This window comes from Micromonospora sp. U21 (assembly GCF_018070045.1).
Classification (GTDB): Bacteria; Actinomycetota; Actinomycetes; order Mycobacteriales; family Micromonosporaceae; genus Micromonospora.
Window position 1 is genome coordinate 243,978 of sequence record NZ_JAGPYK010000006.1, and the last position, 14,381, is coordinate 258,358.

Below are 14,381 nucleotides of genomic sequence, written 5' to 3' on the forward strand. Positions count from 1 at the left end.
TGCTGAGCCCGGGTCGGTGCCGACATGGGTGAGTTGGTATGGGTCAGCCCGCCCGGGCCCGACCTGGCACTACCGATGCTTGGGCGCCACAGCCTCGAGGTCGTCGATGCTGCCGGACATGATCGGGCGAAGGTGCTCGGTGATGTACTGAGTTGGCCAGTCCCACCAGGCAAGTGCCAGAAGGCGGACGACGTCTTCCTCGCTGTATCGGCGGCGGATGAGCCTGGCTGGGTTGCCGCCGACAATGCCGTAATCGGGGACGTCGTCGACGACGACGGACCCGGAAGCGATGACCGCTCCGCTGCCGATCTGAACGCCGGGCATCACCATGGCTCCGTACCCGAACCACACGTCGTTGCCAACCACGGTGTCTCCCCGTCTGGGCAGGTTGGTGATGAGATCGAAGTGTTCGACCCAGGAACCACCCATGATCGGGAACGGAAAGGTCGACGGCCCGTCCATGCGGTGGTTGGCGCCGTTCATGATGAACCGCACGCCCTCGCCCAGCGCGCAGAACTTCCCGATGATCAGCTTCTCCGGCCCGTAGTGGTACAGCACGTTGCGCGCCTCGAAGGCGGTTGGATCATCCGGGTCGTCGTAGTAGGTGAACTCCCCAACCTCGATCAGCGGCGAGGTGACCAGCGGCTTCAGTAGCACCACGCGCGGCTGTTCGGGCATCGGATGCAGCACGCCCGGATCGGCCGGAACACCTGCCATCGTGAATCTCCTCATCGCGCCGCTGAATGACGTACCAAGATCGCAAAGATCAGCCGCACGCTACCACCGCACCCGTCTACACGGACCGCGTTGCCTCGATGTCGGTATCCGGTCCAGGAGCACTGCGCGAATCCTGCTTGGCGAGGACGACTTCAGCCAAGTGACGTTGAAGTACCAGGACGCCGACGGTCTGGCCGTCACTCTGCTCGCCTGTCGGCCGGAAGCCCAGCTTCAGGTAGAACTTCTCTGGCCCTCCGGCGCGGGGCTCCCATGTGACGTATGCGCGGGTGCCGCCGCGCGCGCGGATCTCTCCGCACACGGCCTCGACGGCGAACCGACCGTAGCCGTTTCCCTGAGCGTCGGCCGCGATGTTCAGCCGCCAGAGGCCGGAGCGCAGGTCGTCGGGATCACGGTCGGGATCCCATGGGATGTCCAGGAAAGCCATCAGAAAGCCGACCAGCCGCTCCCCGTCATAGATCAGCCTCGGCCAGGCGTGGTCGGGGAAGACGTACGCCTCGGCCAGCGACTTGACCACCGGCGCGACCAGGTCCTCCTGATCTGGGCGCACGGACAGCGCAAGAGCCGCCTCGTAGTTCTTCGGGGTGATCCTCTCCAGCCGCATGCGGCGGACCATAGCGGGCAGACGTGGGCCCGGCGACCGGATTAAGCGTGCCAGCCGGGGCGAGGCCGACGCCATGTGCGGAACGTAGGACGGCGATCACCGCGAAGACGATGATGCAAGGGATGTCGAGAACGGCTCGGCGGTTTCGTCTCAGAGGTGGATGCGGCCACGGTGGCCGTGCCACACCAAGGGGGCCCAGCATGACGATCCGGCGGATGGACAATGTCCTCATCGTTGTCGACGACCTTGACGCCACTATCTCGTTCTTCGTCGAACTTGGCATGGAGCTGGAGGGCAGGGCGCCGATCGAGGGGCGTTGGGTGGAGCGTGTCATCGGGATCGACGACGTCCGACAGGACGTCGCAATGCTGCGGACCCCGGACGGCCACGGTCGAGTCGAGCTGGCGATGTTCCACAGGCCGAAGGCGATCAGCGCCGAGCCCAGGGACGCACCGGCGAACACGCTGGGCATTCGTCGCATCATGTTCGCCGTCGACGACATCGAGGGCGTTCTTGCCCGCCTGCGCACCCACGGCGCCGAACTCGTCGGCGAACTGGAGCAGTACGAGGACAGCTATCGGCTCTGCTATGTGCGCGGGCCCGAGGGCATCATCGTCGGACTGGCCGAACAGCTCAGCTGATGGCGCTGAACCATTGTCGGCGCGCCCGTGGCAGCAGCTTCAGGGATGTAGGGGAGTCACGGGCGGCGGAGACCCCTACATCCCTGAAGCTGTGCGGATTTTGGCGGCACCGCGTACGGCTGGCGATCCTGCCCGTGTCGACCGCCGCGGGCGGCCCGGGAGTAGCGGCGGACAGCTCGCGTGCGGTCGTGCTACGCGGTCGTCGGGTCGACGAAGGTCTCGCGGAGCGCCGGGTCCAGTGATCGGCCGGTCGTCGGCTCGATGAACAGCTCGGCGAGCAGGAGGTCGGCGAGGTGGGTCGGGTTGACGCCCGACTCCTTGCGGCTGCGGGCCTGCAGCGCGCCGCCGAGCCGTAGGGAGGCCTTTACCGCGCCGGCCGGCAGGCGAGCGACCCGGCGACGTCGGCCGACCGCCTCGGCGATGCGCGCGATCATGTCGTTCCACGTGAGGTTCTCGTCGGCGACCGGAATGTCCTCACCGCGGGTCTGCTCGAGAGCGTCCACCGCGACCTCGGCCACGCTGCGTGCCGAGGCCGCCGCGGTCCCTCCGGCGGGGACGGCCAGGGGTGTCCGTGACCGTGCCCAACGGTCCAGCGGACCGGACCAGTTCGGTAGCCGGTCGCCGGCCCGGCCGAAGACGAAGGGCAACTCGAGCACGGCAACCGGTAGATCCGGGCCGGCGGCCGCCCGTCCCTCGCGGGCCTGCTCCACCCGGCACCGGATGTACGTGTGGCGGGCCGCGAGTCGCCACTGCGGATGCAGCCGGTCGAAGTAGGTGTAATACGAGCCCATGACGACACCGCGCGTGAGACCTTCCAGGCGGGCGGCCGTGAAGAGGTTCACCACCGGCTCGACGTTGTCCCGGCGGAACGTCGGATAGATCGGCTTGCGTAGCGGTCGCTGCTCGTCCGTGCGGGTCGCGTACACCACGCCGTCATGACCGGCGAGCAGCGACCGCAGTTCGTCGACCGACGCGGACCCGACATCGATCAAATGATCAACACCCGGGTGGGCGGTACGCGCCACGGTCGTCGCAGCATGACCTCGCTCGCGCAGCACGTCCACGACATGGGCGCCGATCAGACCACTTCCACCCACCACGAGAATTCGCACGCTGAATCGTCCACTCTGGAGGTCGTTGCTTGTCAAGTCACGACTCGATCCGTCGTGCCTCGGCCGCCCGGGGGAGGATGACCTGATGGATGTCACGGCTCCGGACGGGGATGAGGATGCCTGAACCGCGCGCCTTCTGGCTGGACGAGCAGTTCGACCGTGAACGTGGCGTTGACGGCCATGGTCGCTACGAGGCTGAGGTGCTGAGGCGGATCGACGAGTTCGCCGGCACCTGGGGCGACATCGCTCCGGTCGCCTTCGCGGCGACCGCGTGGCGGTTGGCCAGCGAGCTGTCGCCTGGCTTCGTCCGCTGGCACCGGCGGATCGTCTCGGCGACCTGCGCGCGAAGCCCGTGGGACGGGAGCATGGTCTGCGCGGTGACCGTGATCTCCCGCTGGCCGGCTGAGCTCACCTGGACCAGGCAGTGGCAGCGTGACCGTGGTTGGCGGGACTGGCCCCAGTTGTTCGGCCAGTACACGACACCGTCGGAGCAGGATCTGACGCGGGCCCCGCATCTCCGCGCGATGCTCCAGGTGGAGGCACCGGTCCCGCTCGATGATCTGCCGCCGGCTCCTGACGGTCCCGACGATGCCGTGGCGGCCGCGGCCCGCAGAGCGGTCACGGTGCTGGTGCGGGAGCTCAACGAGCTCCTCGCCCCGTTGATCGGCCAGCTTGAGGCCGGGGTCCCGGCGGATTCCTGATCTCCCGCGTCGGCGGGTTCACGTCCTCCCGCGTGTTCGTCAACGGATCGGGTCCGGTTCCAGGGCCTGCCAGTTCAGGCGGTCCCGGTGCAGACGTTCCATGGCCATCCAGCCGAGAGCGAACGGCACGCCGCCCAGGGCGACGAGCCCCAGGACGTCAGCTCCGACCACGTCGAAGACGGCACCTACGTCTCCGAACAACTGGGCGACGGTCTGGAAGGCGAGGTGGAAGCCTATGCCCGCCCAGATGTCACCGGTGGCGACGCGGAAGGCGCCGAGGAGGAGCGCGAAAACGAAGAAGAGGAGCAGTCGGTCGGCGGAGGTGGCGGCGCCGACGAGGAACCCGAACAGGGTGAACAACACGGCCTGCCCGATGACGGCCTGCCAGGCCGGCAACCGGGTGGCGAGGTTGCGTTGCAGGTAGCCGCGGAAGACGAGTTCCTCCGGCAGCGCCTCGTAGAGCAAGACGAGCACGACCAGGAGTGCCGCCACCCGCAGGGCATCCGCGGCGGAGGTGCGCAGGCTGATCTCGACCCAACCGAAGCCGAGGCAGAGCGCGAACCCCAGGGCGGCGGGCACCAGCCAGCAGGCCATGCCGAGCAGCAGGTGCCGCCAGCCGGTGCGCAGGGAGGGCAACCCGAGGCCGGTCCAGGGCCGCCGGTCGAGCAGGCGGCGGGCGGCCACCACCAGGGGTACGACCAGCAGCGTCGTGAGGATGGCCCTGGCGACATGGGTCGGGCGGTCGTAGTCACGGCCGAGCAGGGCATCGTGGTAGACGAACAGCCACACCAGCACGGTGCCGGCGGACACGATGAGGATTCGCCAGTGCAGGGCGGGGCGTTCGTGGGGATCGCGAGGTCGACCGCTCACCGCGCTCACCGTAGCCACCGAGGTCAAGGACGGACCGTCAGCGACCGAGGACGAGATAGGCGAGGCCGAGCATTCCGCGGTAGACCGTGAGGTACTGGCGCAGCCGGTCGTCGAGTTCCGCGCGGACCTCCGCCGCGCGGGGATCCTCCGGGTACGTCAGCAGCCACTCCTGCCGGCCGGCGAGCCAGGTCGACTCGAAGTCGTCCCACTCCCGTTGGTCGGCGGTGCTCAGGTGCAGGACGCGCCAGCCGCGCTCGCGCGCGGCCTCGACGAGGCCTGGCAGATCGGTGACCTCCGCCCCGAAGATCTGCTCGGCCTCCCCGCTGGGAGGACGGTCCCAGTACGCCTCGCCGAACAGCAGCCGTCCACCGGGCCGGACCACGGCGGCGAGCGCGTCGAGGGCTGCGCCGGTGCCGCCGAAGGCGTGTGCGGAGCCGATGCACAGGACCCGGTCGGCCGGCTCCTGCCAGGCCGCCGCTTCCCCCATCACGAACGCGACGTGCCGGTTCAGCGACCGGCCAGCGGCCAGCCTCCGCCCCCGGGCCAGTGCGGCGTCGTCGGTGTCGACGCCGACGCCCCTCGTCGCGACCGGGCCGGCGACACCGCCCACGGCGACCGCCCTGAGCAGCAGCTCACCCCAGCCGCAGCCGAGGTCGAGCACGCGCGAGCCGGGGCGGACGTCGAGCCGCTGCAGCAGCAGGGACGCGTGCTCCTCGGACAGCGGAGTGTTCCAGCGCATCCGGGCGTAGCGGCTGGTGGCGAGGTGGTCGATTGACTGCATCCGTTGAGGGTGTCAAGTCGTGATCGAGGGCGCACGCCCGGGCCGCCCCACGCGCCGGAAGCCGTGATCGGGCGGCGGACCGTACGGCAGGATCGGTGGGGTGGACACGGGCGAGCCGGGGCACTTCCGGCGGCCGACCCCGCAGGAAGTGGCGGCGGCGGCCGGTCGCGGGTTGGTGGATGTGATCGGTCCCGGCCTGCGGGTGTTGTTCTGCGGCTTCAACCCGGGCCTCTACTCCGCCGCCGTGGGAGAGCACTTCGCCCGGCGGGGCAGCCGCTTCTGGCCGGCCCTGCACCGCTCCGGCTTCACTGACCGCGAGCTGCACCCGTGGGAACGCGACGAGCTGCTGCGGCAGGGCGTCGGGATCACCAGTCTGAGCAACCGGGCCACCGCCCGCGCCGACGAGCTGACGCCGGCGGAGCTGGTGGCGGGGGTGACGGGGTTGGCGGTGAAGACCGAGCGGCACCGGCCGCGGTGGGTGGCCATCCTCGGGGTGACCGCGTACCGGATCGCCTTTGCCCGGCCCCGGGCCGGGCTGGGCCCGCAGCCGGATCGGCTGGGCCCAGCCCGGGTCTGGGTGCTGCCCAACCCCAGTGGCCTGAACGCGCACTTCCCGCTGCCGGCGTTGACCGCCGAGTTCGCGGCGCTGCACGCGGAGACGCTGCGCCCTTGAAGACCTGTCAGGAACTCGTGAGGATGACGAGTTGCTGGGTCGCCCGGGTCATCGCGACATAGCGGTCGACCGCTCCTTCGATGCCGGTGCCGAACGCCTCAGGATCGACGAGGACGACCAGGTCGAACTCGAGCCCCTTCGACAGCTCCGGGGGCAGTGACCGGACGCGGGACGTCGTCGGGAAGGTGGGATCACCGATGACGCAGGCGATGCCGTCGGCGTGCGCGGCGAGCCAGGTGTCGAGGATCGAACTCAGGTCGGAGGCAGATCCGTGTACGACGGGGACGTCGCTGCTGCGGATGGACGTCGGCACGTTCGCGTCGGCGAGCGCGGCCCGGATGACCGGCTCGGCTTCCGCCATGACCTCTTTCGGCGTCCGGTAGTTGATGCTCAGGGATGCCAGGTCGACCCGGTCCATCCCGATCCGCTGGAGCCGTTCCTGCCACGACTCGGTGAACCCGTGCCGCGCCTGAGCGCGGTCGCCGACGATGGTGAAGCTGCGGGACGGGCAGCGGAGCAGCAACATCTGCCACTCCGCGTCGGTCAGTTCCTGAGCCTCGTCCACGACGATGTGCGCGAACGGGCCGACGAGCTGGTCCGGCTCGGTGCTGGGCAGTGCGGTCTCGTCGACCAGGGCGTCCTGGAGATCCAGTTGGCGCAGGCTCGACAGCACACCTTCACCGTCGTCATAGACATGGGCCTCAATCAGCTCGTCGATGACCGTCGCCCGGCGATCCCGCTCGACGGCGACAGCGGCATCGTGCTGGCGCTTGCGCCCGGACGCCTCCGGATCACCGAGCCGCTGCCGTGCCGCGTCCAGGTACGGCAGGTCGGACACCGTCCAGGCCTGGGCGTCGCCGCGCTGGAGCTTCCGAATCTCCTCCGGGCTGAGCCAGGGCGCGCACCTGCGCAGATAGGCGGGCACCGACCACAGGTCACCGACGAGGTCCGTCGCCTCGAGCAGCGGCCAGGCGCGGTTGACGGTCGTGAGCAGTTCCCTGTTCTGCAGCAGCGACCTGCGGACCAGGTCGTCCGGCTCGTCGCCGTCGTACTTCTCCATCAGGATCGTGAGCAGTTCCTCCCAGATCTCGTCACGCGCCTCGTTGTGCGGGGTGCCGGGGCCCGGCGCCTTGAACGCCTCGGCCCAGTCGTCGGCGCTCAGCCAGATGTCGGCGTCGCCGGCTGTGACCGTCATCGGTCTGGCCGGCGGCTCCTCGTAGAACCTGACGGCCGCCTCGATCGCCTTCACCAGGTCCCCGGACGACTTCAGGCGGGCCACGTCCGGGTCGGTCTCGATGGTTGCCGCGGCACCCTCGGGCACGAGGTCCCGCAGAGTGCAGGTCTGCACGTCCTCCTCGCCGAGGCTGGGCAGGACGTCGCCGACGTAGGCCAGGTAGGGCTGGTGCGGCCCGACGAACAGCACGCCGCCCCGGCGGTGACCGAGGCGAGGGTCGGAGTAGAGCAGATAGGCGGTGCGGTGCAGAGCGACGACGGTCTTCCCCGTACCCGGACCGCCGTCGACCACGAGAGCGCCCCGGGACCCTGCCCGGATGATGGCGTCCTGGTCGGCCTGAATGGTGCCGAGCACGTCCCGCATCCGGGTCGACCGGCTGCTGCCCAGGCTGGCGATGAAGGCGGACTGGTCGTCGAGCGCGGCGTGCCCCTCCAACCCGTCCGGGGTGAACACCTCGTCCCAGTAGTCGCTGATCCGGCCGCGGGTCCAGCGGTACCTGCGGCGGCTCGCCAGACCCATCGGGTTGCCGTGGGTCGCGCCGAAGAACGGCTCAGCCGCTGGGGAGCGCCAGTCGAGCAGCAGCCGACGACCCGCGCTGTCCGTGAGGCCACGTCGTCCGACGTACACGGGCTCGGGATTGTCCGCGCTGACCATGCGTCCGATGCAAAGGTCCAGACCGAAGCGGCGCAGTGCGCGCAGGCGAGCGGTCAGCCGGCGGACCTCCATGTCCCGGTCCACCGCCTGCCGGCCCTTGCCACCGGGCGCCCTGCGCGCGGCGTCGAGACGGTCGGACAGCTCGGCGAACAACTCCTCGAGGCTCTCCGCGAGGGCCGCGAAGTGCCGTTCGTCGCGGGCGATCAACGCCGGGTCGGCCTTGGGGGAGAGATGGTCGGGAAGGTCAAAAACGCTGGTGGTCAGGGGGTTCACTCATCGGCTCCGATCTGAGGTCGCGGTCAACCGGTACTCCGGATTTCCGCAGGTCCTGGCCTCGGTCGGCGATTCTGCGGCATCACCCGGGTCTTGCCGCAAGCCCCCCGGTGCGCTATACCTTAGAAGTGGCAGGGAGTGGGTGTGCCCTCCTTTGCCCCTTGATCGTCCGCAGTGACGGACACCTTCCGCCCTCCTCCGCAGGCCCGAGGCGATCTCAGGCGGGCTGGGCGGAGTCTGGGGCCTCCCGAGCGAGTGCCTGGTAGTAGGGCTGCATCGCCGGGTGGTACTCGTCGAACTCGGGCCGTGACGAGCCGTCCCGGGAGGCGACGAGCATGTCCAGGTAGTACTCCCAACCGGCGCCCACCTCGGCGATGCCCTCCACGCTGGTGAGGTGCTGGACGAACCGCAGCTCGGTCGTGCCGTCCGCGTCGGACAGCTCCATCTCCAGCAGCCAGCTGCCGTAGCTGTCGATCATCGACACGGCGAGTCGCCGCTGCGGTTCGCAGGCGTCGATGTGGACGTCGCACCAGGGCTGCTCCTCCTCGTACGCCATCTGCACCCGGATGGTCCGGCCGGGCGCGGCGTCGCCCTCCCAGGGGCCGAACCAGCGGGCCGTGCGCTCCGGTTCGGTCAGGCTGGCCCACACGTCCGCCGCCGGGGCGCGGAACGTCCGGGTGAGGACGAGATCGTGGCCGGCGGCGGTGCGAAACAGTCGTCCGGCGGGTGTACGGGTCATGCCGTGTGCTCCCTTCGGTACTCCGCAGGGCCGCCGCTGCGGCGTTCCCGGCGGGTTCGATAGACCTCGGTCTCCAACGCGTCGAGGTGCCGCTCCCACCGGTCGGCGGTGACCAGCTCGGCGAGCCAGTCGACCAGTTCGGCGAGCGGGCCGGGATCGAGGCGGTAGATCCGCCTCCGGCCGACCAGGTCGTCGCGGACCAGCCCGCTCTCCCGCAGCACGCGCAGGTGGCGGCTGATCGCGGGTCGGCTGATCGCGAACCGCTGGGCGATCTCGCCCGCGGCCAGCGGCTCGTCGCGCAGCATGGTCAGGATGCGCCGCCGTACCGGGTCCGCGATCGCGGTGGCCACCTCGTCCACCCCGGAAGCGTAACCGATGAGTTACGGTTTCTGCGCGAGCAGGAAGCCCTGGGTGGACTTCTCGTGACGGCCGGCCGCGCGTACCAGCCGGGCCACCTCCACCAGCCCGGCCCGGATCACCACCTCGGCGTACGCGGCCAGCCTCGTCCGGACCCAGGGGCGGGCGGCCACCTCGTCGCGCAGCAGCTCGGAGTAGTCGGCGGCGACCGTGTCGTAGGAGGCGCGGGTGGCATCGGTGCGGTCGAAGACCATGGCCTGCGACCGTAGTGGAGTGTGCCGCCACCCCGGAACGGCTGCGTCGATGGTGGGCACATGATCACTTGACCTGGCAGTCTTTCTGGCATGGCCGCCCTGCTTCGTTCCCGACTGACCGACTGGACCGTCGCCGTACCCGTGCTCGCCGTTCTCGTGCTGCTCGTGACGTGGGGGCGGGAGTTACCCGCGCCCGTCGTCGTGGTGGTGGCGGCGTTGCTGGGTGGCGCGGTGCTGGCGGCCGTGCACCACGCCGAGGTGGTCGCCCACCGGGTGGGTGAGCCCTACGGTTCGCTGGTGCTCGCCGTCGCGGTCACCGTGATCGAGGTCGCCCTGATCGTCACGCTGATGATAAGTGGACCGGAGAAGACGCAGTCGCTCGCGCGGGACACCGTCTTCGCCGCCGTCATGATCACCTGCAACGGGATACTCGGCCTGTCCCTGCTGCTCGGGGCGCTGCGCCGGCGGGTGGCGGTGTTCAATCCGGAGGGCACCGGCGGAGCCTTGGCCACCGTGATCACCCTGGCCACCCTGAGTCTGGTCATTCCGACGTTCACCACGGCCCGGCCGGGCCCGGAGTTCAGCCCGGCCCAGCTCGCGTTCGCCGCCGTCGCGTCGCTGGCGCTGTACGGGCTGTTCGTGCTGGTGCAGACCGGCCGGCACCGCGACTACTTCCTGCCGGTCGACAGCCAGGGCCGGGTGATCGACGCGGAGGAGCACGCGAGGCCGCCGACGACCCGCGCGGCGCTGTTCAGCCTGGGGCTGCTGCTGGTGGCGCTGGTCGCGGTGGTCGGCGACGCCAAGACCGTATCCCCGACCATCGAGGCCGGGGTGGCGGCGGCGAACCTTCCCCACGCCTTCGTTGGCGTGATCATCGCGCTGCTGGTGCTGCTGCCGGAGACCCTGGCCGCGGCCCGCGCGGCCCGCCGCGACCGGGTGCAGATCAGTCTGAACCTCGCGCTCGGCTCGGCGATGGCCAGCATCGGCCTGACCATCCCGGCGATCGCGATCGCCTCGATCTGGTTGGACGGCCCGCTGCTGCTGGGCCTCGGCGGCACCCAGCTCGCGCTGCTCGCGCTCACCGCGGTGACCGCGGTGCTGACCGTGGTGCCGGGCCGGGCCAACGTGTTGCAGGGTGGCGTGCACCTGGTGTTGCTGGCCGCCTTCGTCTTCCTGGCCGCCAGCCCCTGACCCGCCGCTTGCGGTAAGGAGGGACCCCTTCTTAGCGCCAGGCGGTAAGAAGGAGCCCCTCCTTACCGCCCGGCGGCCGGGTCGTCTGTCAGCCGGTCCGCGCGGGCATTCAGGTAGCGCTGCTGCGCCAGGTTCGTCGACCGCGCCGCCGCCATCCGGTACGCCTCCCGCGCCGCGACCCGTTCACCGATCAGCTCCCACAGGTGGGCGCGGGCGGCCGGTAGGCGGGGATCGTCAGCCAGCCGGGTGTCGTCGGCCAGCTCGGCGAGCAGTGCCAGCCCGGCCGGCGCGCCCCGGCTCATCGCCACGGTCACCGCGTGGTTGAGCGCCACGATCGGGTTGTCGGAGATGCCCAGCAGCACCTCGTACAGGGCGGTGATCTGTGCCCAGTCGGTGGCCGCCGCGCTGGGCGCCTCGTCGTGCACGGCCGCGATGGCCGCCTGGAGCTGGTACGGCCCGACGACCCCGCGCGGCAGCGCCTCGGTGATCAGAGCGACCCCTTCAGTGATCTGGTCGACCCGCCACCGGCCGCGGTCCTGTTCGGCCATCGGCACCAGCTCGCCGTGCGGGCCGATCCGGGCCGGGGCGCGCGCGTCGGTGAGCAGCATCAGCGCGAGCAGCCCGGTGACCTCGGGATCGTCCGGCAGCAGGCGGTGCACCAGCCGGGCCAGCCGGATCGCCTCGGCGGTCAGGTCGCCGCGCAGCAGGCCGGGGCCGGCGGTGCGCGCGTACCCCTCGGTGAAGATCAGGTACAGCACGTGCAGCACGGCGGCGAGCCGGTCGGCGCGCTCCGGGGCGGTGGGCGGCGCGAACCGCAGCCCGCTGGCCCGGATCCGCTGTTTGCCCCGGCTGATCCGCCGGGTCATCGTCGCCTCCGGCACCAGGAAGGCCCGGGCCACCTCGGCGGTGCTCAATCCGCCCACCGCGCGCAGCGTCAGCGCGATCTGCGAGGCCGGCGAGAGCGCCGGATGGCAGCACAGGAACAGCAGGATGAGCGTGTCGTCGGCGTCCGCCGGCGGACGGTCGGCGGCGGGCGCCTGCCACTGGTCGGGCAGCACCCACCGCGCCACGGCGTCCTCCCGCCGCATCCGGGCCTGCTCGCTGCGCAGCAGGTCGGTCAGCCGGCGGGACGCGACCGTGATCAGCCAGCCCCGGGGATTCTCCGGTACGCCGCCGCGCGGCCAACCGCCCGCCGCGGCGATCAGCGCCTCCTGGACGGCGTCCTCGGCGGTGTCGAAGTGCCCGTAGCGACGCACCAGCGCGCCGAGGACCTGCGGCGCCAGCGCACGCAGCAGGTCCTCGACGGGTGGAGCGGTCTCCGCCACCGGTCAGCCAGCCAGGTCCTCGACGCCGTCCAGCACCGGCCGCACGTCCACGTACCCGCCGGGCGCGTCGGGGTCGACCAGGCCGGCGGCGATCTCGGTGGCCCGGTCGAAGCTGGCGCACTCCACGATGGTGTAGCCGGCCAGCACCTCCTGCGTCTCCGGGTACGGGCCGTCGGTGACCACCGGCGCGCCGTCGCGCACCCGCACGCGGCGGGCGTGCACCGGCTCACTGAGCCCCCGGGCGTCGACCAGTTCCCCGGACTCGGCGAGCGCCTGGTGGAACGTCTCCATGTGCTTGTGCATGGCCGCGATCTGCTCGGCCGACATGGCCGGTCGGTCGGTCGCCCGGCCGGTCAGCACGTCGTAGTCCTGCTGCGAGCCGTAGAGCAGGATCATGTACTTCACGGTGGTCCCTCCTGTTCCGGGCGCCGCGACGGCGCCGCTTCACCAGAGACGTCGAAGCCACCCCCCCCCACCCGGACACGCTACGACCCCCCAACCCCGATCCCCCTCACCACGCGTCGATCATGAAGTTGTTGTCCCGACACGCCGCGCCCCGCCGGGCGGGGGCGGGGGCGTGGGCGGAAGGCGCGGGGGAGGGGTGAGGGGTGGGTGGTGGGGGATGGTTAACGTGGCGGGATGACGACGATGTGGGTGGTGGTTGGGGTCTTCGCCGCGGTGGGGGGTGCGGCGTTCGGGGTGGTGGCCTGGCGTGATCGGGCGCGGTTGCGCTCCGCAGACGACGATGCCGCCGGGCGCGACGCCCGGGCCACCCAGCAGCGGTACGAGGCCGAGCGGCACGCCGAGCAGGGCGACCTGTGGCAGCGGGGCCGCGACAGCACGGGCTGACCGTTCACTGCCCGTAGGAGAGTCGCAGCCGGTTGTTGATCAGATAGTTGAGCCGGTGTCGCAGGTACCCGAGGGTGCTCTCGCCCGGCAGCTCCCCGTCGGTGATGAGCGTCCAACGCAGCGCGCAGTCCTGGCCGGGCGGCCCGGGAGCCAGGTCGAAGCGGATCCGGTCGAGGGGCCGGTGCGGCCACAGCGACGACCAGATCAGCAGCACCGGCGCGTAGCCCGCCACCACCCGGGGCGCCACCTCGTCGTCGCGCAGCTCCAGCCAGGGCCGGCTGGCGGCCTCGTACGGGTCGCGTAGCGAGCGCCACACGATGTGCGGCGGGGCCGGCTGGCTGCGCCGGCGGCTGCCCAGCACGTGCACGACGGCCCTCCTCACCGGACGGCGACATCCGCCCCGGCCCATTGTGGCCGTTCAACGCCGACGCCGTGAACCGTGCCTGACCCACGCCTGACCGGTGAACAAGCCTGAGCTGTGAACCACCCGGCGGCCACGCACGTGAATGAGGTGGTGGGCATGGCGGCCGTATCGTCGGGGTACTGCCCAGCTCAGCACGGACGCCAGGGGAGGCACAGTGGGGGCACGATCAGGACGTGATGCCCGGGGCCCGCTGGCGGGCCTGCTGATCGCCGCGCTGGTGTCGGCCGCGTGCGCCGGCGGCGGGCTGGCCGAGCCGGAGGGTGAGCGGCCGGCACCGAGCCGGTCGGCGGCCTCGCCCGGGCCGAGCAGCACCCGGGCCGACAGCACCACCAGTGTGGCCGAGTTCGAGCAGGACGTCGCCGACGCCCAGGCAATCGCCGAGCGGTACTGGGCGGCCCGGTTCAAGGCGTCCGGGCAACGCTTCCAGCCCATCCGGCGGATCACCCCGTACCAGCGGGCGGGAGAAGTGTCCTGCGGCGGCCAGGCGCTGCCGCGCAACAACGCGGTCTACTGCTCACGGGGAGACTTCATCGCCTACGACATCGCCTGGTCGGTGGCGGCGTTCCGCCAGGTCGGTGACGCGTTCGTGTTCTACCTGCTCGGTCACGAGTACGCCCACGGCATCCAGGTGCGGCTCGGCATCAACTACAGCTTCACCATCCAGCAGGAGTTGCAGGCCGACTGCATGGCCGGGGCGTACCTCGGCGACTCGGTGCGCTCCGGCGACCTGAGCCTGGCCGAGGGTGACCTGGAGGAGTTCCGGGAGGGGGTGGCGGCGGTCGGCGACGACCCGGACCAGCCGTGGTTCGCCGAGGGTTCGCACGGCACCGCCGAGCAGCGCACCGACTCGTTCTTCCGCGGCTACGAGCGCTCCCTGGAGGCCTGCGACCTGGGCTGACCGGGTTGCCCGCGTCACCCTGGCGCCCGCCGCCGCCACCGGCGGCGGTGAGCCCTGGCAGGATCG

At 71.0% G+C, this 14,381-nt stretch carries 18 protein-coding genes; 6 read left to right on the forward strand and 12 right to left on the reverse strand.

Features of this window, described 5'->3' with window-relative positions; all coding sequences use genetic code 11:
- Window positions 1-69: 69 nt before the first annotated feature.
- Entirely contained in the window at window positions 70-717 is a 648-nt protein-coding gene (locus tag KBX63_RS10795; RefSeq protein ID WP_210910855.1) for a CatB-related O-acetyltransferase, read from the reverse strand.
- A 76-nt stretch (window positions 718-793) separates the two neighbouring features.
- Window positions 794-1,339, reverse strand: coding sequence for a GNAT family N-acetyltransferase (locus tag KBX63_RS10800; RefSeq protein WP_210910856.1), 546 nt, complete (start codon window positions 1,337-1,339; stop codon window positions 794-796).
- 200 nt (window positions 1,340-1,539) lie between these two features.
- Here KBX63_RS10800 and KBX63_RS10805 point away from each other — a divergent pair, with 200 nt between their 5' ends.
- Window positions 1,540-1,980: a VOC family protein gene (locus tag KBX63_RS10805; RefSeq protein WP_210910857.1), complete on the forward strand. Its 441-nt coding sequence runs from the start codon at window positions 1,540-1,542 to the stop codon at window positions 1,978-1,980.
- A 191-nt stretch (window positions 1,981-2,171) separates the two neighbouring features.
- Here KBX63_RS10805 and KBX63_RS10810 read toward each other — a convergent pair whose 3' ends face one another.
- Window positions 2,172-3,092, reverse strand: coding sequence for an NAD(P)H-binding protein (locus KBX63_RS10810; protein WP_210910858.1), 921 nt, complete (start codon window positions 3,090-3,092; stop codon window positions 2,172-2,174).
- Between the two features lie 116 nt (window positions 3,093-3,208).
- Between KBX63_RS10810 and KBX63_RS10815 the strand changes: the two genes are divergently transcribed.
- On the forward strand, window positions 3,209-3,793 hold the full coding sequence (locus tag KBX63_RS10815) for a hypothetical protein (protein WP_247662058.1): 585 nt from the start codon (window positions 3,209-3,211) through the stop codon (window positions 3,791-3,793).
- 39 nt (window positions 3,794-3,832) lie between these two features.
- On the opposite strand, the gene KBX63_RS10820 is transcribed toward KBX63_RS10815, so the two are convergent.
- Together KBX63_RS10820 and KBX63_RS10825 are read right to left on the reverse strand one after the other, a co-directional pair.
- Window positions 3,833-4,663, reverse strand: coding sequence for a CPBP family intramembrane glutamic endopeptidase (locus tag KBX63_RS10820; protein WP_210910860.1), 831 nt, complete (start codon window positions 4,661-4,663; stop codon window positions 3,833-3,835).
- Between the two features lie 37 nt (window positions 4,664-4,700).
- On the reverse strand, window positions 4,701-5,444 hold the full coding sequence (locus tag KBX63_RS10825) for a cyclopropane-fatty-acyl-phospholipid synthase family protein (RefSeq protein ID WP_210910861.1): 744 nt from the start codon (window positions 5,442-5,444) through the stop codon (window positions 4,701-4,703).
- A gap of 100 nt (window positions 5,445-5,544) precedes the next feature.
- Between KBX63_RS10825 and mug the strand changes: the two genes are divergently transcribed.
- Entirely contained in the window at window positions 5,545-6,117 is a 573-nt protein-coding gene (gene mug / locus KBX63_RS10830; RefSeq protein WP_210910862.1) for a G/U mismatch-specific DNA glycosylase, read from the forward strand.
- 7 nt (window positions 6,118-6,124) lie between these two features.
- Here the strand turns inward: mug and helR are convergent, their stop codons facing one another.
- From helR to KBX63_RS10850, 4 genes are all read right to left on the reverse strand, one after another.
- Complete coding sequence (helR, locus tag KBX63_RS10835; protein ID WP_374102206.1) at window positions 6,125-8,278, reverse strand: RNA polymerase recycling motor ATPase HelR; 2,154 nt, start codon at window positions 8,276-8,278, stop codon at window positions 6,125-6,127.
- A gap of 217 nt (window positions 8,279-8,495) precedes the next feature.
- The gene (locus tag KBX63_RS10840) at window positions 8,496-9,017 is read right to left on the reverse strand and encodes an SRPBCC family protein (RefSeq protein ID WP_210910863.1); all 522 of its coding nucleotides are present in this window, start codon (window positions 9,015-9,017) and stop codon (window positions 8,496-8,498) included.
- Window positions 9,014-9,376, reverse strand: a complete 363-nt coding sequence (locus KBX63_RS10845; RefSeq protein ID WP_210910864.1) for a metalloregulator ArsR/SmtB family transcription factor — start codon at window positions 9,374-9,376, stop codon at window positions 9,014-9,016. The genes KBX63_RS10840 and KBX63_RS10845 overlap by 4 nt, the downstream gene beginning before the upstream one ends.
- 21 nt (window positions 9,377-9,397) lie before the next feature.
- The gene (locus KBX63_RS10850) at window positions 9,398-9,628 is read right to left on the reverse strand and encodes a hypothetical protein (protein WP_210910865.1); all 231 of its coding nucleotides are present in this window, start codon (window positions 9,626-9,628) and stop codon (window positions 9,398-9,400) included.
- A gap of 90 nt (window positions 9,629-9,718) precedes the next feature.
- On the opposite strand from KBX63_RS10850, the gene KBX63_RS10855 reads away from it, so the two are divergent.
- The gene (locus tag KBX63_RS10855; RefSeq protein WP_210910866.1) at window positions 9,719-10,819 is read left to right on the forward strand and encodes a calcium:proton antiporter; all 1,101 of its coding nucleotides are present in this window, start codon (window positions 9,719-9,721) and stop codon (window positions 10,817-10,819) included.
- A 62-nt stretch (window positions 10,820-10,881) separates the two neighbouring features.
- Here KBX63_RS10855 and KBX63_RS10860 read toward each other — a convergent pair whose 3' ends face one another.
- On the reverse strand, window positions 10,882-12,144 hold the full coding sequence (locus KBX63_RS10860) for an RNA polymerase sigma factor (RefSeq protein WP_210910867.1): 1,263 nt from the start codon (window positions 12,142-12,144) through the stop codon (window positions 10,882-10,884).
- A 3-nt stretch (window positions 12,145-12,147) separates the two neighbouring features.
- Window positions 12,148-12,540 (reverse strand): YciI family protein, encoded by a 393-nt coding sequence (locus KBX63_RS10865; protein WP_247662136.1) that lies wholly within the window; start codon window positions 12,538-12,540, stop codon window positions 12,148-12,150.
- Window positions 12,541-12,783: 243 nt separating this feature from the next.
- Between KBX63_RS10865 and KBX63_RS10870 the strand changes: the two genes are divergently transcribed.
- Entirely contained in the window at window positions 12,784-12,993 is a 210-nt protein-coding gene (locus KBX63_RS10870; RefSeq protein ID WP_210910869.1) for a hypothetical protein, read from the forward strand.
- 4 nt (window positions 12,994-12,997) lie between these two features.
- Here KBX63_RS10870 and KBX63_RS10875 read toward each other — a convergent pair whose 3' ends face one another.
- Window positions 12,998-13,360, reverse strand: coding sequence for a hypothetical protein (locus KBX63_RS10875; RefSeq protein ID WP_210910870.1), 363 nt, complete (start codon window positions 13,358-13,360; stop codon window positions 12,998-13,000).
- A 139-nt stretch (window positions 13,361-13,499) separates the two neighbouring features.
- Between KBX63_RS10875 and KBX63_RS10880 the strand changes: the two genes are divergently transcribed.
- Window positions 13,500-14,315 carry a neutral zinc metallopeptidase gene (locus tag KBX63_RS10880; RefSeq protein ID WP_256443012.1) on the forward strand — a complete coding sequence of 272 codons (816 nt, stop codon included), beginning with the start codon at window positions 13,500-13,502 and terminating at the stop codon, window positions 14,313-14,315.
- The last annotated feature ends 66 nt before the right edge of the window (window positions 14,316-14,381 follow it).